This is a genomic window from Metasolibacillus sp. FSL H7-0170 (genome assembly GCF_038593115.1).
In the GTDB taxonomy this organism is placed as follows: Bacteria; Bacillota; Bacilli; order Bacillales_A; family Planococcaceae; genus Metasolibacillus; species Metasolibacillus fluoroglycofenilyticus.
Genome location: NZ_CP151964.1, coordinates 2,137,700 through 2,155,733 on the forward strand (window position 1 = coordinate 2,137,700; position 18,034 = coordinate 2,155,733).

At 40.0% G+C, this 18,034-nt stretch carries 14 protein-coding genes and 1 pseudogene; 4 read left to right on the forward strand and 11 right to left on the reverse strand.

All coding sequences use genetic code 11. The features are described 5' to 3' along the window. Positions 1 to 29: 29 nt before the first annotated feature. The gene (locus MHH70_RS09905) at positions 30 to 179 is read left to right on the forward strand and encodes a hypothetical protein (protein WP_161956356.1); all 150 of its coding nucleotides are present in this window, start codon (positions 30 to 32) and stop codon (positions 177 to 179) included. 413 nt (positions 180 to 592) lie between these two features. On the opposite strand, the gene MHH70_RS09910 is transcribed toward MHH70_RS09905, so the two are convergent. The 4 genes and pseudogenes from MHH70_RS09910 to MHH70_RS09925 form a co-directional block, all read right to left on the reverse strand. After that, positions 593 to 1,555 (reverse strand): agmatinase family protein, encoded by a 963-nt coding sequence (locus MHH70_RS09910; RefSeq protein ID WP_342471407.1) that lies wholly within the window; start codon positions 1,553 to 1,555, stop codon positions 593 to 595. Next, positions 1,552 to 2,820: an imidazolonepropionase gene (gene hutI, locus MHH70_RS09915; RefSeq protein ID WP_066170432.1), complete on the reverse strand. Its 1,269-nt coding sequence runs from the start codon at positions 2,818 to 2,820 to the stop codon at positions 1,552 to 1,554. The genes MHH70_RS09910 and hutI overlap by 4 nt, the downstream gene beginning before the upstream one ends. Positions 2,821 to 2,824: 4 nt before the next feature. Continuing rightward, positions 2,825 to 4,486, reverse strand: coding sequence for a urocanate hydratase (gene hutU, locus MHH70_RS09920; RefSeq protein WP_342471408.1), 1,662 nt, complete (start codon positions 4,484 to 4,486; stop codon positions 2,825 to 2,827). A gap of 15 nt (positions 4,487 to 4,501) precedes the next feature. Next, positions 4,502 to 4,801 (reverse strand): annotated as a pseudogene (locus MHH70_RS09925) (YjiH family protein); the annotation flags it as partial. Between the two features lie 226 nt (positions 4,802 to 5,027). On the opposite strand from MHH70_RS09925, the gene MHH70_RS09930 reads away from it, so the two are divergent. Beyond that, a complete protein-coding gene (locus MHH70_RS09930; protein WP_342471409.1) occupies positions 5,028 to 6,497 on the forward strand; it encodes a helix-turn-helix domain-containing protein in 1,470 nt (489 codons plus the stop codon). A gap of 245 nt (positions 6,498 to 6,742) precedes the next feature. Here the strand turns inward: MHH70_RS09930 and MHH70_RS09935 are convergent, their stop codons facing one another. From MHH70_RS09935 to MHH70_RS09945, 3 genes are read right to left on the reverse strand one after another with little or no spacing between them, the layout of a single operon-like run. Further along, complete coding sequence (locus tag MHH70_RS09935) at positions 6,743 to 7,822, reverse strand: S26 family signal peptidase (RefSeq protein ID WP_107941868.1); 1,080 nt, start codon at positions 7,820 to 7,822, stop codon at positions 6,743 to 6,745. Continuing rightward, complete coding sequence (locus tag MHH70_RS09940; protein ID WP_107941866.1) at positions 7,819 to 8,316, reverse strand: sigma-70 family RNA polymerase sigma factor; 498 nt, start codon at positions 8,314 to 8,316, stop codon at positions 7,819 to 7,821. The genes MHH70_RS09935 and MHH70_RS09940 overlap by 4 nt, the downstream gene beginning before the upstream one ends. Positions 8,317 to 8,336: 20 nt before the next feature. After that, the gene (locus MHH70_RS09945; protein ID WP_342471410.1) at positions 8,337 to 9,605 is read right to left on the reverse strand and encodes a polysaccharide deacetylase family protein; all 1,269 of its coding nucleotides are present in this window, start codon (positions 9,603 to 9,605) and stop codon (positions 8,337 to 8,339) included. A 691-nt stretch (positions 9,606 to 10,296) separates the two neighbouring features. On the opposite strand from MHH70_RS09945, the gene ahpC reads away from it, so the two are divergent. Together ahpC and ahpF are read left to right on the forward strand one after the other, a co-directional pair. Continuing rightward, the gene (ahpC, locus tag MHH70_RS09950; protein WP_107941862.1) at positions 10,297 to 10,860 is read left to right on the forward strand and encodes an alkyl hydroperoxide reductase subunit C; all 564 of its coding nucleotides are present in this window, start codon (positions 10,297 to 10,299) and stop codon (positions 10,858 to 10,860) included. Between the two features lie 152 nt (positions 10,861 to 11,012). Continuing rightward, complete coding sequence (ahpF, locus tag MHH70_RS09955) at positions 11,013 to 12,542, forward strand: alkyl hydroperoxide reductase subunit F (RefSeq protein ID WP_342471411.1); 1,530 nt, start codon at positions 11,013 to 11,015, stop codon at positions 12,540 to 12,542. Between the two features lie 166 nt (positions 12,543 to 12,708). Here ahpF and MHH70_RS09960 read toward each other — a convergent pair whose 3' ends face one another. From MHH70_RS09960 to MHH70_RS09975, 4 genes are all read right to left on the reverse strand, one after another. Then, positions 12,709 to 13,620 carry an ATP-binding cassette domain-containing protein gene (locus MHH70_RS09960; protein ID WP_342471412.1) on the reverse strand — a complete coding sequence of 304 codons (912 nt, stop codon included), beginning with the start codon at positions 13,618 to 13,620 and terminating at the stop codon, positions 12,709 to 12,711. Between the two features lie 13 nt (positions 13,621 to 13,633). Further along, positions 13,634 to 14,845 carry an ABC transporter permease gene (locus tag MHH70_RS09965; RefSeq protein WP_342471413.1) on the reverse strand — a complete coding sequence of 404 codons (1,212 nt, stop codon included), beginning with the start codon at positions 14,843 to 14,845 and terminating at the stop codon, positions 13,634 to 13,636. 12 nt (positions 14,846 to 14,857) lie between these two features. Next, on the reverse strand, positions 14,858 to 15,976 hold the full coding sequence (locus MHH70_RS09970; RefSeq protein ID WP_342471414.1) for an ABC transporter: 1,119 nt from the start codon (positions 15,974 to 15,976) through the stop codon (positions 14,858 to 14,860). A gap of 151 nt (positions 15,977 to 16,127) precedes the next feature. Further along, positions 16,128 to 17,975 (reverse strand): SLC13 family permease, encoded by a 1,848-nt coding sequence (locus MHH70_RS09975; RefSeq protein WP_066170475.1) that lies wholly within the window; start codon positions 17,973 to 17,975, stop codon positions 16,128 to 16,130. Positions 17,976 to 18,034: the final 59 nt, after the last annotated feature.

Sequence of the window (18,034 nt, forward strand, 5' to 3'; positions counted from 1 at the left end):
ATTATTATAAAGGAAAGGGGGGAATAATTATGGCAGTAGTATTGATTATTTTAAGTATAATAGTATTTTCAGTTGGATTTTTAACCCCCATTAGCGGACTATTCACTCTTGCTATTAGTATAGCCTTACTAATTCGGGGAATTTTCTTATTAATTAAAAAGCGAGAGATTAAACGCTGATATGAATTTTAGAAGATTAATAGGAATACTAATCCCAGCTTTTTTCATGATTTACTTCATACGTGAAATATTCGTGAGGGAGCACTGGTCGTTCAAAGTACCTGCCATTTTAATTGCCTTAGTTACTGCCGCAGTGCTAGTGCAAAATATAGCGGCTATAAAATACGGTGACGAAAAAAAGAATGACGGGCAAATATCTTTTAGCAAAACAATTGGATTGCTAGTTTTCGCTTTTCTTGCGCTGCTTTTCCCAAAATTACTATTTGTGGAAAGTCATTGGCTTTTTAAAATACCCGTATTTCTAATAATCATTTATGTGGCTTCAAATCTTTTACTTTATACGAAAAATAATCTTAACTAAAAAACCGTCTAAAAAGTGTGCAAACTATGCTACTTTCCAGACGGTTTTATTTTTATTTATCGCTTAAGCTTATATAACGAGAGCTCATTGCTGTTAAAAACGCATAGGTCACAGCTTTTATAGTTTGTAGCTCCTTCGAATCACGATGTGGGTCAATGCAAACAAAGTCCATTGCGCGCACCGCCTCATATTTGCCTACCTCAAACAATAAATCGAAGAGCTCGTCTGTACGCATGCCGCCCGGTGTGGAGGCTGGTACGCCTGGAGCATAGGCGATATCTAGTACATCTATATCGACGGTTACGTAAACAAAGTCAACCTTGTCCTGTAGCGCTGTCATGACCTCAGCAATTTGCTGCTGTGCCCCTTTGCGACGCATGTGCTTCAATGTAATCATATTGACACCGTAATGCCTTGCCGCCTCAATTAAGGACGGAGCATTATAAAAGCCGTGTAAGCCAATATTATATACATCCTCACCGCGCACGACACCCGCCTCCAGTAGCTGGCGAATCGGTGTACCGTTTGATGGGCCATCCGATAAATCACGTAAATCTAAATGGGTGTCAAATTGCAAAATGCCAACACGCTTTCCCTCACGCAATGCACGTATGAGCGGTGCTGTAATTGAATGGTCACCACCAATTGACACGTAAAAGCTTTGTGGATAGCGCTGCATCACTTCATCCATTGCCTGTTCAATATTGCGATGACATTGCAAAATATCGGTCGTATGCATTTTGACATCGCCAATATCGGCTACGCGCAAGTCACGAATATCGACTTGCTCATCAATATAATAGGTCGAGAATAGCTCCCAGCTTTTGCGGAAGGCATTTGGAAATTCCGATGCGGCAGATGCACTAATTGACGAGCGCGATAAAGGCACACCTAGTACAACGACTTGAGGCTCCTCTGTCATTTCCGCTACAGGACAAATCCAATCCTTCACTTTTATATCCTGCCCATCTTGACGCTGCCATTTAAAGCTTGGCTGTACAATGACTTCACTCATACGAGAACGCCATCCTTCACAACAACTTGCCCGCCTTTAATAACTGTATGTGTATGGTTCATGCCATAGAAATATTGCATTTGCTTGTAGTTTGGTACATTTAAAATGACGATGTCTGCTTTTTTACCAGCCTCTAATGAGCCGACTTCATCGCCGCGATTAATCGCATATGCCGCATTAATCGTTGTCGCTGTAATAACCTCTTCCATCGTCATGCCCATATTTAAGCAAGCTAAATTTTGAATAAATGGCAAGCTAATTGTAGGGGATGAGCCCGGGTTGAAGTCCGTTGAAATTGCAACAGGAACTCCTGAATCAACCATTAGGCGGCCTCGTGCAAATGGCGCACGTAGGAAAAAAGCTGTTCCGGGTAAAAGCACAGCAATTGTTCCAGCCTCTGCCATTTGGCGAATCCCTTCATCTGAAGCGACGAGTAAATGCTCCGCTGAAATTGCCCCGACTTCCGCTGCTAGCTCTGCCCCCTCATACGGCTCAATTTCATCCGCATGAATTTTCGGTGTTAAGCCTAAAGCTTTGCCTGCTAATAAAATGCGGCGCGATTGCTCCGGCGTAAAAACACCATGCTCGCAAAAGACATCATTAAATTCGGCTAGGCCTTGCTCCGCTACTTTTGGTAGCATTTCTTCAATGACGATATCGACGAATTTATCGCTGTTTTCCTTGTATTCCTTCGGTACAGCATGTGCGCCCATAAATGTTGAAACAACATCTACCGCATGCGTTTCTTGTAATTTTTTCGCAACCGTTAATTGCTTATACTCTGTTTCCCAATCAAGGCCGTAGCCAGATTTCGCCTCAACCGTTGTAATACCGTGCTTTAAAAATGTGTTTAAATGGGCATATGTTTTATCATACAGCTCATCAAAGCTCGCCTCACGCGTTTTTGTCGTCGTATAGTGAATGCCACCACCAGCATTCATAATTTCCATATATGTCGAACCATTTAAGCGCATATTAAACTCATTTTCACGTGTGCCACCGTGCACTAAATGGGTATGTGCATCAACGAAACCTGGTAAGACGATTTGACCTTTTGCGTCGATGATTTCTGCGCTTTCTACTAACTCCGTATGATTGTGCTTTAATTGCTCAAGGGGAGCAATCTCGACGATTTTCCCCTCAGCAACCAATACCGCTACATCTTGCAGTACATTGATTTCTGCCATTGCCTCTTTTATACGGGGCCCTTTTTTCTCACTCGCTAATGTTACAACTTCATTTGCATTAATAATTAATAACGCCATTTCCTCATTCCTTTAACATCGGCATTTGTACGCCTTTTTCTTTTGCTGTGCGAATTGCAATATCGTATCCTGCATCGGCATGGCGCACAACGCCCATACCTGGGTCTGCCACTAATACGCGCTGAATTTTTTCCGCTGCTAGCTCACTGCCATCCGCTACAAGCACCTGACCTGCGTGCTGTGAGAAGCCCATTCCTACACCACCACCGTGATGTAAGCTCACCCAGCTTGCACCGCTCGCCGTATTGACAAGCGCATTTAATAATGGCCAATCTGACACTGCATCCGTACCGTCGCGCATTCCCTCTGTTTCACGGTTTGGTGAAGCAACAGAGCCCGAGTCTAAGTGGTCTCGGCCAAAGACAATTGGCGCTTTTAACTCGCCACTCGCTACCATCTCATTGACACGTAATGCGAAGCGATGACGGTCACCATAGCCTAACCAACAAATACGTGCAGGTAGCCCTTGCCATTTCACCATTTTTTGTGCCATATCAATCCAGTTTACTAAGCCTTCATCACCCGCGAACATTTCCTTCGCTAATGCATCAGTTTTGTAAATATCTTCTGGGTCTCCAGATAACGCAGCCCAACGGAACGGTCCTTTACCCTCACAAAATAATGGACGAATATACGCTGGTACGAAACCTGGGAAATCGAAGGCATTTTCTACACCCATTTCCTGTGCATATGCGCGAATATTATTACCGTAGTCGAACACTTCTGCACCCGCTTGTTGGAATTCTAACATTGTACGTACATGCTCCGCCATTGTTTCCTTCGCTTTTTGCTCATAGGCTTTCGGGTCAGCTTTGCGTAGCGCAAACGCTTCCTCTAATGTCATGCCATTTGGTACATAGCCGTTAATTGGGTCATGTGCCGACGTTTGGTCTGTCACGAAATCCGGGATAATCCCACGATTTAATAGCTCGCGATTAACATCCGCGCAATTCCCTACAAGCCCGATTGATGCAGGCTCCTTTTTCTCGCGTAGCTCATTCACTAACGCAATCGCCTCGTCCACTGTTTCCACTAAATAATCACAGTATGCTTCTTTCATTTTACGCTCTATTTTTGCGCGGTCTACTTCCACAACTAAAATAACTGCCCCCGCCATTTTACCAGCAAGTGGCTGCGCACCGCTCATACCGCCCATGCCACCAGTTAAAATGAATTTCCCACGCAAATCTGCTGAGCCAAACACTTTTTTACCTGCCTCTACAAAGCTTAAATATGTTCCTTGTAAAATTCCTTGCGCACCGATATAAATCCAGCTACCTGCTGTCATTTGTCCATACATCATTAAATCGCGCTCTTCTAACTCATAAAACTTATCCCAATTCGCCCAACCAGGCACTAGGTTAGAGTTTGCAATTAATACACGCGGCGCATTTTCATGTGTGCGGAATACCGCAACAGGTTTCCCTGACTGCACAATTAATGTCTCATCATTTTCAAGCTTCTTTAATGATTCGATAATCTGCTCATAGCTTTCCCAGTTGCGCGCCGCTTTACCAATACCACCATAAACAACCAACTCATCTGGATTTTCAGCTACTTCCGGATCAAGATTGTTCATTAGCATGCGCATTGCCGCTTCTTGCGTCCATCCTTTGCATGTTAATTCACTGCCTCTTGGTGCTTTAATGTTTGTTTTAAAAGCCATTTTCAATCTCTCCCTTTAAAATAATAAAAATGCAATTGGTGTTACTAAAATTAATGTTAAGACAACCCGCTCAAACCATATAATAATCATTTGGCGAATGGATAACGGAATATCTGTTGATAAAATAACTGGAATAACGGCCGAGAAAAATAGGATTGCCAAGATAGATACAACTGCCACGATAAACTTAGTAACCATCGCAGCCTGTGTTACTAGCAGTGCTGGTAAAAGCATTTCTGCAATCGATAGCGATAAAGCTTTTGCAGTTAACATCGGATCTGGTATTTGTAATAAACACGTGAAAGGTACAAACAATCATTTTAATTGCCTGCTTTGGTCGAAACCCTATCAATGGTTGTTGACTATCAGTTTGTTGGTTGCTTACCATTCCATCCCCTTCCCTATCCTCACTTTAAATTTCTTTCAATTCTGAATAAATGGATTTACATTGCACAATATAGTAAAATTTAAAGAAATTAATTCATATTTACGATTAGAAATAGAAATAATATTGAAAAGGGTGATTTTAAGGGGTGATGATATGCGTATTTTATTGATTGATCGGGATATTGAGGAGGCACGAGGCATTAGTTGGTATATAAAAAACTATTTCCCTAGCCATGTGGAAGTAGAGCATGTGCAGGATACGGCACAATTGCAAAATTCTATTGAACGATTGCAACCAAATGTGGTGGTCATTGAAATTGAAATGCTAACACCCTCGATCGAAAAGCTATTGCTGCGCTACCAACCACATATCATCGCGTTAACCGCACAGCCCATTTTCCAGCATGCGGCAAAGGCTATTCAATTACAGGCAGCGCAACTGTTTGTCAAACCAATTCCGCTAGAGCAATTGAAGTCGACTTTACTCGCTTTAAATATTGACCGCGCCGCTCCTTTAGCTACCACACAGACTTCAGATGTGCAACTCTATGTTGATTTATATTTGAAAAAACCGACGCTTGTTGATGTTAGCCAAAAGCAATTTTTCATTATCGAGCCATCTCATTTCGAATCGAATTTACGCCTTTATGAATGGTTTATCGAGCTGCATTTATTCCAAGAAATGACCGCATTACCGCTACAAAATCGCATTATTTGCGTTGTGGAAAATACCTTACGTACTGAATTATTAAAGCAGCTTCGTTTACTTATACAGGAGTGGCATGTGGTTAGCGGCGAATATATGAATATTGCATTATACGATGGAGAGAATGCAACAATACGTGAAATGTATGATGAAGTGAAGAAGGTGCTTATTCAGCGCTTTTACAAAGGCTATGAACATATTTTCCTTAGCTCAGAGCAATTTTCAATCGTACGACTTGACCCACTACTAACGCCAGAGGAGCAACAGCTATGGATTCATAGCTTAGAGGAAAAAAATACGACAGCCATTAAAGCTTTCCTTTATCAATTAGCAAAGGCGAATACGTTTTACCATCATGATGATGTGCGCATTCATTTAACTAGTGTACTCGCTCAACTGCGTCGCTATATGATGAAATACCATTTGCAGCAGCAGGCAAGCATCGAGGCAGATTATCGTCAGCTTTTTCACCTTATATTAGAGGGGCCTATTTTATATTCAATTTTGCAAGAAATGATGCTGTTTACCCAAACATTAATGGATGCTGTTGAAAAATCACGGGAGCAGCTAAAGGTGGATTATAGTGAGCTAGCGGTTGAGCTGATTCAACGTGAATTTAGCGATAGCACTTTGAACTTGCACTCTGTTGCTAGTAAACTCGGCATTAGCGCTAATTATTTAAGCACCCTATTTTCAAAAAAGCAGGGCATTCCTTTTAAGCGCTATGTTCAGAATGTGCGTATTCAAGCAGCCTGCAACACTTTGCTTGAAACTGATTTAGCCATTACAGAAATCGCAAATTTAAACGGCTTTGAGGACGTTAACTATTTTATTAAAGTATTCAAGCAGCACCAAAACACAACACCATATCGTTACCGAGCAAATATTAAAGAACTAATGGAAAATGAAAGAAAGTGAAACTTCAATCAGTGGAAGTTTCACTCACCCCCCACTAATTGTTAGTTGAACCAATCGGGCATTTACGGGATAGAAAAATAGATTCACGTCCTTTCCTTTTTACCTAAAAGAAATATTGCTAAAGTCAGTGTTTCTAACATTTTCAAAGAAAGCTCTCGCTACTTTACTAAGCAAACCTTCTACCAAAACACACCCGCTAGCGCCCAAAATGCCGGCTACTGCACGGCACTTTGGGCGCCCATTTTTCATTCACTCACTATCCATCTACCTGTATCTGGCTGTTGCACCATATAAAACACATGCTCGTTAACGCCAGCTCTCCCGTATTGGTAGCGTATCTCCACCCGATTATTAGAAACAGAGGAAACATTGCGATAAGCTGATTCTAAAAATAGCTCACCTAAACGATTCATCTGTGTAAATACTGTTGAAGGGTCGATAAGTGACTGAGCTAAATTCCCTTCATCAAAAAGGCTATCATATAAAAATAAATCAAAGTATTGCTCAGCCGTATATATGCCTGATTGTCCACCTTCCAAATAAATTGACTCCGTATTTTCCTCTGTTGCTAGCCCTACAACCTCGCCATAAATTTTATGAACAGGTGTGATAGTCCCAGCTTGTAGCGTTTCACTAGCTGGAAAATGATTTAATAAAAAATATTCTCTTGCATTTAATAGTTGGTCATAGCCCCCTGCTATCTCAACCCCATTCTCCTTGTAGATATCTAATAACTCGGACTGTAGAGGCTTTCCATTTACTTTCAACTCCCCATTTTTCAGCACGATTCGATCACCAGGAACAGCAACGACCTCATAGTATGCATCTGCATATGTCGGCAAATGGCTCGTCGTATTTGTCATTGTACGTACAATATCTCCTACCTCATAAACAACACCATCATATAAATTAGATTTGCGCTCAATAACCGTATGAAAAGTATCCGAACTGTTTGCTAATGAAAATGCCTCACTATCTACATAATGCAGTCCATCGACCTGCTCAAAATGTGAAAGCTTTCCAAATTGCTCATAATCAATTGCTGATAGCTGCTTCTTTTTTTGTAGCGCCGAAATTTGCGCTAAATCATCTAGTGGGTCATACGGTGTTCCCGGTCCTTCATTTGATGAAAGCTGCTCTATCGGATTAAATGTGATAAAAAGGAATAGCGCTATTACAGCGATTCCCGCTGTTACAAAGGGTACTTGCCATGAAGGTTTTTTAACTGGCGCTCGTAAATTTTCGTGCACACGTTGCTTGATTCGTCTTTCCTGTGTTGATGTGTCGCCCATCATTTGATCAAGCTTGCGTTTAAAATCGCTCAATTGCTTTCGACCTCCTCTTCCTCAAAAAACTCCTTTAATTGCTGCTTTGCTCGCCTCAGCCTTGTTTTCACTGTATTTTCATTAAGTTGCAAATAGGCTGCAATTTCCGCAATAGACTGCTCATCATAATAAAATAATATTAAAGGCTCGCGGTATTTTAATGGTAGCTGGAACAGATTTTTTTCTAGTGAGGCTAATTGCTCCTGCTCTAGCAATACTTCCTCTGTGCCTTTTGTAGAAGTAAAAATTGTATCAAATAACACATCTTTTTTATACTTCCATGAACGTAAATAATCTTTTGCACGATTGGCCGTCATTTTAGTTAAATAAGTCTTTAATGATGCCTCATTGCGAAATTGATCGCTTTTTTGAAAATATGTCACGAAAACCTCTTGGACAATATCCTCAGCTGTTGACCAATTTTTCACGTATAAATACGCAATGCGTACTAAATAACGTGAGTGCTCATCAATAATCTGATCAATTTGATTCATTTACGAAATTTCACCCTTTTCTATGGCCACATCATCTCACCATTGACATAAGTAGTAAAGTGCTCAAATGACCTCTTTTCTGTCATTCCAAAACGATTGACCTCATAATTGGAGCTACTCATATTGGCATAGCCCTCCTTTGTTGTAAAGCCTATTAACAGCCCTACCTCCTTAGCAGCCGCTATAAATTGTTCATTATAATGCCCATATGGATAGGCTAGTGAAATGGCATTTGGTACTTGCTCTATATTGCGTTGTAAGTCCATTATAATCGCTTCCTTTGAATTTTCTAAAGCAATGCCCTGCCCATTATGAAGTGAATGCAAATCATACGTATGTGCCTCAAATTGAAAAACATCTGCCAGCTCGGCCAAATCTGTAGCTGTAAAAAACTGTAGTGGTCCTGTAGCATCAAAGTTTTGTAGTCCCTGCGCTTTATTTGTGCGCGAGGAAATAATATGCTGAAGCGCGGTAAACCCATATTGCTTTAAAATGGGATAGGCGTACTCTCGTGTAGACAATAGACCATCATCAAATGTAATTAACACCGCATGTATCGGTACAATAAGGCGTCCCTCTAAATAATCATAAAGCTGCTGCGTCGTTAATGTCTTAAATTGATTATCTGCTAAATAATTCATCTGCTGTTCAAAAGCCTCTAATGATATTGTACTATTTGTTGTTTCCATCAAGCTTTTCGGCAATATATGATGATATACAAGTACTGGTAACCCCTCATCTAAGGTAACTGACTGTTTATATATATATCCCGGTCGCTCTCCTATTTTTACAATATACCAATCTTTTTCTTCATGTACGATTGGATAACGATAGTCTGCCTCCAAATGCATTAATGCGGCACTTTGCAAATCAGCCTCAGTATAAACGACTGTTTTTTGTAAAGTTTTAATTGCTGCCAATCGTTCCGTATGTACAAATGCCGTCAGCTTCTTCCTGTCAACAATTGCTTGCTCCTTTCGAACAAAGGCTTTTATTTTACCCAATCGCAATTCATAATAAGCCTCATCCTGACCAATAATGACAACAGGCTGGTTTGCCTCTAACTCGCCAATTTTAATAAAGGAGTCACCCTTCATATAAATCGGCTGTCGCTGTTGTAGTGTTAGCACTTGCTCAAATTCTCTTTCCGTGACAAGTAACCCCTTTTGAACAGTTTGTGCAAATGCCTTGCTACTATCTCCCACAGACGAATTCCATTTCGCATTTATACCTATTATCAATATTATGAGGCCGACCAGTAGTAGCCCATTCATATAAATTTTCTTCATCACTTTACCTCCATCTATCATTTAAGCAACGTACAGACGGAGAATTCCTGAAATAGTTTCAAAAATTTTTAAGTTTATTTATGAAAATTATTTAATGGAGCTATTTCAGCTTACATAGCCGTCTCGCATCAACAAATCAGAGGAAAAATCAACTATTAGCTAGTCAAGTATCTTATCATTGATTTTTAATAGCTGGGGCTGCCCAAAAAGCCGTGCATAGCCGGCATTTTGGACAGTAGCGATGTTGCTTCATATAAATAGAGAACACCTCTTTTAAAAATGGGATAAACATTGGCTTTAGTAGCGTTATCCTTCAGTAAAAGGGAAGCGATGAAAATATTGATTTCAATGCGGTGTCAAAACAAAGTGGACTTTTCGGATAACTCCCTCTTTATGAACAAATTTCGAACTTTCCGTATAATGTACTTTTTTTGGGTTATCATAACCTTGACAGAGCAGTCGGTTTTCTACCATAATTTTAGTTGTAAGCAATAATTATTATAAAAAAGCAATAACTATTATTAATATGAATTGACTAGCACAGATAACTTAGTATTCCTTGGCATTATTAGGCTTCTCATATCTTGCCTTATTTATTATCTAAAATTTATAATGCCTTTCATTTCTCAATTGTTGTCTATTCGTGTAGAATAATTATTGCAGTCTTTTAAATTCAAGGAGGAAATTTATTATGTCATTAATCGGTAAAAAAGTAGAACCATTTACAGCACAGGCCTTCCAACAAGGTGAATTCATCGATGTATCATCAGAAAACTTCCAAGGTAAATGGAGTATTGTATGCTTCTACCCAGCGGACTTCACATTCGTATGTCCAACTGAATTAGAAGACTTACAAAATCAATATGCAACATTAAAAGAGCTAGGTGTTGAAGTATACTCTGTATCAACTGACACGCATTTTACACATAAAGCATGGCACGATTCTTCAGAAGCAATTGGGAAAATCGAGTACATCATGATTGGTGACCCATCTCATCAAATTTCTACAATCTTTGACGTTTTAGATGAAGAATCAGGTCTTGCAAATCGTGGTACATTTATTATTGACCCAGACGGCGTTGTACAAGCTGTAGAAATTAATGCTGACGGTATCGGTCGCGATGCAAGCACATTAGTAAACAAAATTAAAGCCGCTCAATACGTACGTAACAATCCAGGCGAAGTATGCCCAGCTAAATGGCAAGAGGGTTCTGCTACATTAAAACCAAGCCTTGAATTAGTAGGTAAAATCTAAGAAAAAGAAGGCTGTCTGAAAAGCATGCTTACGCAATAGCTTCTCAGACAGCTACTTGTTTTTTATTAAGGTATTGTTCATGCTAAAAACTTATTTGCTTGTAAAAGCCCGTTATTATTAAAACTTATCAAAATAAGGAGTCGTTTTCCCTCATGTTATTAGATGCAGATATTAAAGCACAATTAGCCCAATATTTAGAGTTACTAGAAGGCGATATTGTTCTAAAAGTTAGTGCTGGCTCAGATGACGTTTCACGCGATATGCTCGCATTAGTAGATGAACTAAAATCAATGTCATCACATATTACTGTAGAGCAAGCTACACTCCCACGCACGCCAAGCTTTAGCGTGAATCGCGCAAATGAAGATACAGGTATTGTTTTCGCAGGTGTACCACTTGGTCATGAATTCACGTCACTTGTTTTAGCTTTATTACAAGTAAGTGGACGTGCGCCAAAGGTAGAGCAAGCTGTCATTGAGCAAGTAAAAGCCATTCAGGGCGAGTACCGCTTTGAATCATATATTAGCTTAAGCTGTCATAATTGCCCTGATGTTGTACAGGCGCTAAATATTATGAGTGTATTAAATCCAAATATTTCACATACAATGGTTGACGGTGCAGCTTTCAAGGAAGAAGTTGAAAGCAAAGATATTATGGCTGTACCGACTGTATACTTAAATGGTGAACCTTTCGGTAGCGGACGTATGACGCTTGAAGAAATTTTAGGTAAGCTAGGTAGTGGCCCAGATGCTGCTGAATTCGACAATAAAGAGCCATTCGATGTGCTTGTTGTCGGTGGTGGACCTGCTGGCGCAAGCGCCGCAGTTTATGCAGCGCGCAAAGGAATCCGTACAGGTCTTGTTGCAGAGCGCTTTGGTGGTCAAGTAAATGATACGTTATCGATTGAAAATCTTATCGGAACGAAGCATACTGAAGGTCCACGAGTTGTGGCAAGCCTTGAGGAGCACGTAAAGGATTATCCGGTCGATATTATGAATTTACAGCGTGCAACACGTTTAGAGAAGAAAGATTTAATCGAAGTTGAGCTTGAAAACGGTGCAGTTTTAAAAAGTAAAACGGTTATTTTATCAACAGGTGCTCGCTGGCGCAATGTAGGTGTACCAGGTGAAGAAGAATTCAAAAATAAAGGTGTTGCCTATTGCCCACACTGTGATGGTCCATTTTTCGCTGGTAAAGATGTGGCCGTAATCGGTGGTGGTAACTCAGGTATCGAGGCTGCCATTGATTTAGCGGGTATCGTAAAGCATGTTACGGTAATTGAGTATAACGCAGAATTAAAGGCAGACGAGGTACTCCAAAAACGTCTGTATAGCTTACCGAACGTTACAGTTGTGACGCAAGCACAAACAAAAGAAATTACAGGTACAGATAAAGTGAACGGTCTTACTTACATAGACCTTAAATCTGGCGAAGAGCGCCATATCGATTTACAAGGTGTCTTTATTTTAATCGGTCTTGTACCAAATACAGAGTGGTTAGGCGAAGAACTGGAGCGTACGCGCTTCGGCGAGCTTATTGTAGATAAGCATGGGTCGACTAGCGTGCCTGGCATATTTGCGGCGGGCGACTGTACTGACAGTGCCTACAAGCAAATCATTATTTCAATGGGCTCAGGCGCAACAGCAGCTCTTGGCGCATTCGATTATTTAATTCGTAACTAATAAAAAACAGCGTCCCGAAAGTAGTGCATTCGGAACGCTGTTTTGATTTATCAGCGACTTGCCACGTTCTATTGGCGGTTTCCTTAATTCTATTGGCAGTTCTTCTTGTTCTATTGGCGAATTTCGGGATTCTATTGGCGATTCGCCATCCTACATGGGCGATTTGTTATGATTCTTCCCCATAATACATCGCATATAAATCATTCAAGGTTACTTTGCCAAATGTAAAATCATTTACCTGTAGCTCAGCCAAATAGGCAGTCATGCTTCCCAATGTTTCCGCATCTTTTTTATCCAATGTTAGTAAGGTCGTATCATTAACTAATGTTTGCAGGGCAATCGTTGGATAACGTGTTTGGAATGCCACCTTCACATCACTAGACATATTTTTCACGCGCACTGTTGTCATTGTTGGCTCACTAAAACCTTCAACAATATCATCAACATCCATTAGTTTCCCATCTTTGAATAAAAATAGACGATCCGCGTATTTCTCTAAATTATCGAGTAAATGTGAGGCAATAATAATCATTTTACCCTCCGCCTTTTTTTCCATAAGAACGTTTGAAATAATTTCTACATTAATAGGGTCAAGTCCGTTCATTACTTCGTCCATCAGCATAATTTCCGTATTAGCAACAATTTGCATTGCAAAACATAGGCGCTGACGCATCCCTAATGAATAAGTGCCTGCTTTTTTATTGACATAATGGCCCATGTTTAATGCTGCAATCGTTGTGTCGATAAGCTTCGAGTCAGATTTCCACATCGTACAATAGATTTTCAAATGGTCACGACCGCTCAAATGGTTATATAAATCGCTTTGGTCAGGCATCATTGAAATTAGCTGATGAATTTTCACCTCATTTGCTTTACTTGAATAGGTTAAACCATTTTCAAATATCACTTTTCCACTATTAGGTGCAACATAATTCATCATGACATTCATTAAAGTAGATTTTCCCGTTCCATTCGGTGCAACAAGCCCAATGACCTCACCTTGATGAAAGGTTTCGCTAATATCATTTAACACTGTCTTGCTACTAAAGCTAAGCTTTATATTTTGCAGTTCAATCAATTCAATTCCCCTCCTACTTCACCAATTTAAAGCGTTTATTTAATGAGATACATAATGTAATAGCTAGCATCACAATGATAGAAACCGTCAGTAGCTTCGTCCCTAATAATACCGACATATTGTCATCGTTATAATAGAAATTGCGTATTTTTGAGGCAATTTGTCCAACTTGAATATAAGATGTCGGATAATTTTCGATATCCCACAAAAATCCAATACCGCGACTAAAGTAAAAATACTCTGCAAAAATAATAACGAAGCCAATGCCTAAATTAATCACTTCATTACGCAACACCACACTGCACAGCAATACAACTGTAATAATTGCGATAAACCATAGCAATAATAGCTGTAAGCATTGTACTAAAAACATGCCGAGAGACATCATTTTAAACAAGCCCTCCTGCTGCTCCTTATAATCTGGGATATATTGTGGCACTGGGATATCAAAATGCCCGAAGCCAAATTGTAGCCCAATCACGAGGAAGCCAGCTATTAACGGCACAAATAAAGCGAGGCTACCAATAAACGTAACAAAGCCTTTTACCAACAGCTTTTTCCAATCAGCAATTGGAAAACCTTTCAGTACAGATGGATGCAGACGGTCCTTTGTCACAATATCTACTGCCAATAACAAGACGCAAACAATAAGCACAATTGGTAAAGCACCTTTCATTAAACGCTCCACTGTTTGCCATGCTGTCCGTTGCTCAAATAATGGAATTGATAAAGCATAATCTGCTTTCGCAAACTCCTCAAAGCGTTTGCCGGTTTCTAAATAGGCATAAAATGCGTCCTCATGCGCATATTGATTGCCATATGTATAATAGCGAGGGTTGTAGAAAAAGGAATCGCTACGATACGTAAAACTGTTCGTAATATAGTACCATTGACTAGTTGCCGCTGCATATTTTTGCAAATCGCCACTTTCTAGCGCTTCAAGCCTTTCTTGATCATATGGATTTACCATATGAAAGACGTCTAGCGCAAAGCGCACAGCGGGATGTGCAAAGCGTAAATTTCTATCTGCCATCTCCTGAATAAATGTTTCTCTCGTTAAATAACGGGCCTCAATTTCATCTACATCCACCTTTTCAATCGGGTCATAGGCAGGTGCAATTTTAATTGCATAGAACAGTGCAGCGAATAGCAGCAGCACATAAATCGCAATATTTTTCTTATTCTTAAAAAATTGTACAAGCTCAAATTTAAAGTATGCCCACATTGTAGTCCCCTCCTATGCTCTCGCTATTTTCCCTGTAGAAAAGAATGTTTTAATAATTAGCATCATAAGTGTGATGCTAATCAGTAGGACAAGTAGCCCAACATTCATCGTTAAACTTACAGGCTGAGCAAGTTCCAAAGGATAACCACTCAAAATTTTATTAAAATTCAAAAAATTGAATGGATTATACGGTAAGAAGCTAATCATCGACGGAAACACCTCTGGCAAGAAGAACAATATACTTTGCACAAACAGTGTCAAATACATATTTTTCAATACTACATTCAAAATAATAGACAACAACATTGCGAAAATCGCCCCGACAATCATATAGCCAATGCTTAGAGCGATATAATGAAGTGTCGAATAAATTGCTGGCTCCCCAACATAAACAGCAATCGGATAGCTCGCGTCACCCAGCCCATTCATAAATATTAAAGGCAATGTGCAGACAAAGACGACCGCAATAAAGGCCAATATGTATAGAAAATGCGTTACACATTTCGTAAATATGTATTGGTCAAAACGTATCGGATAACCTTTAATTAAGCTTGAATGCTCGAAATCCTCTAGCAAAATAGAGCTCGTATAAAAACTAATAAAAATATACCAACCTGCCCCAACAATGCTAAAGAACAGTAATAAAAACGGAAAATATTGTAGCGGATTTTGTGCTACCGGCTTGTCTGTTTTTAACAAATAGGAAAAATACATATGGTTCAATGTATTTTTTATACGCGATGGCATTAAGGAGGCTACCTTTTCATATCCCTCTAACTCAAAAGCCTCCGCGCGTAGCTCAGCAATTTCAATAGAAGTTTCGTAATAAACTCTATCATTTTTCATCTTTAATACAGCAATTTGTAGAGCAACAGCAATTTTTTGCTTATTCAAATTTTTATATAAATCACTGCCATCTCCATCATCTGAGGCATCAACTACTTGGAACTTCGTTAGCGCCGCCTGCGAAGAGTAATAATCCCCCGTCTTTTCAATAATTTGATTACCCGTAGATTGCGATTCGATATAAAACATCATTCCTATCGTAATAAGCGCAACAATGAACAACAAAAACAAGTTTTTTCGATTCGTTAACTCAATCTTGAGTCCCACTTTTAATGCACGTATCATTTTATCCCTCCCGCAAGCTATTATACAGTAAAATTGGATGCAATTGGTACGGATTTTTACAATACCTCGCATATATTAAATGACCATTATTTTAATGAAGCATAAATGAAGCGTCCGAAAAGCAGTGCTTTAGCACGCTTTTCGGGCCCCTTTAAAACGGAAACAATAATGGGATAGCAATCATCATGACGATAAACATAATAATTTGTAACGGCACACCTACTCTAACGAAATCCATAAATTTGTAGCCACCAGCTGTTAATACTAACGAGTTCGTCGGTGAGGCAATTGGTGTCGCAAAAGCCATACCAGCTGCTGCTGCAACTGCAATCATAAATGTGTATGGATTGGCATCCATCGAGATGGCTGCCGTCATTGCAATTGGTGCAAATAATACGGCTGTTGCTGTATTGCTGACAAATTGACCAAAAACAACTGTCACTATATAAATACCGAGCAATACGCCATACGGTCCGTAGTCCCCAAGCACTCGAATGATGGCATCAGAAATAATCACCATTCCCCCTGTTTTTTGCAGTGCTGTTGCCATTGGAAGCATTGCCGCCACGAGCACAATACTCTCAAAATTCATTTTATTGTAGGCATCGTCCATATTGCGTAAGCAGCCTGTGACAATCATTAAAATAGCGCCGATTAAAACTGAAATAACAGCATCGAACACTTCAAACACCATCAAACCAACCATTAATGCCATAATAGCCCCAGCAATTGGCGCTTTCCCTGTTGCTGCGGCCACACCCGCGTGCTCACGCGGCTGCCCTACAACGACAACATCCTGTGTTTCACGTGACAGCAAATCAATTTCATCCCATGTTCCTTGCACTAATATAGCATCCCCAAAACGCAGCCTTTGCTCCGCCATATTTTGCAGTATATAGTCCCCTTTGCGGTTAATGCCTATAATGTTTAAATTGTATTTTTTACGGAAGCCCATTTTGCTTACCGTTTCACCAATTAAGCTTGATTGCGGTGTTAGTAATACCTCTGCCACACCGATTTTTTTCGAAATCAACTCCTCAACATGTTCATCTGTCATATAATCAATCGCTAAGTGGTAGTCTGTGGCAAAACGTTCAACATCCTCCTGTGTTCCTTGAATATAAAGAGCGTCATTTGGTCGAATTACACTCGTTGGGCCCGCCATCTCCTGATATGTCATTGGCAGCAAATTAATTCCCTCTGTAGCACGACGCTGAATTTTCATAATAAAAATATGATAATTTGCTGGTAGCTTTAGCTCAGCTAGCCCTTGCCCCACGATGCTTGAGCCCTCCGACACATTGACGCAAAAAAGCTTATCATGCAAATCATATTCTTGCACAATTTTTTTAGGCGATAACTTATAGCCTGCATTCGTTTGCAGACGCTCTTTATCATTCGGCAGCAGCTTGTTACGAATTATAACTAAATAAATAATCGCTGTAATTGTCGCAATAATACCAATTGGTGTAATCGTAAAGAAGCCTAGCTTGTCAAAACCATTATCAACTAAAGTCTGCGAAACAATTAAATTGGGAGGCGAGGCGATTAATGTCATCAAGCCTGACATGCTTGCAATATAAGACAGTGGCATTAAAAACTTGGACGGACTAGCTTGTATGCTCATCGCAACACTTACAACGATTGGTAGCATTAGTGCAACGGTTCCCGTATTACTCATAAATGCCCCAACTGTTGCAACGATGACGAGCAGTAAAATAAATAGTTTGAGCTCACTATCCCCAGACCATTTCAAAAGCAGATTTCCTGCCATGCCCGCTAGCCCTGTGCGTAAAATACCCGCACCAACTACAAATAATCCAGCAATCATAATCACAACTGAATTCGAAAAACCTACAAGTGCCTCGGCAGGCGTCAAAATACCGCACACGACAAAGGCTATTAGCGCAAGCAGCGCTACTAAATCCGCACGAAAACGATTCGTTACAAATAAAGTAATTGTCGCGATTAAAATAATAAATGTTAATGTTAATTGCATAAATTGCGACTCCTTCTCGCTATAGTCACCCTCTATTGTATAAGAAACAAATGAAAAGG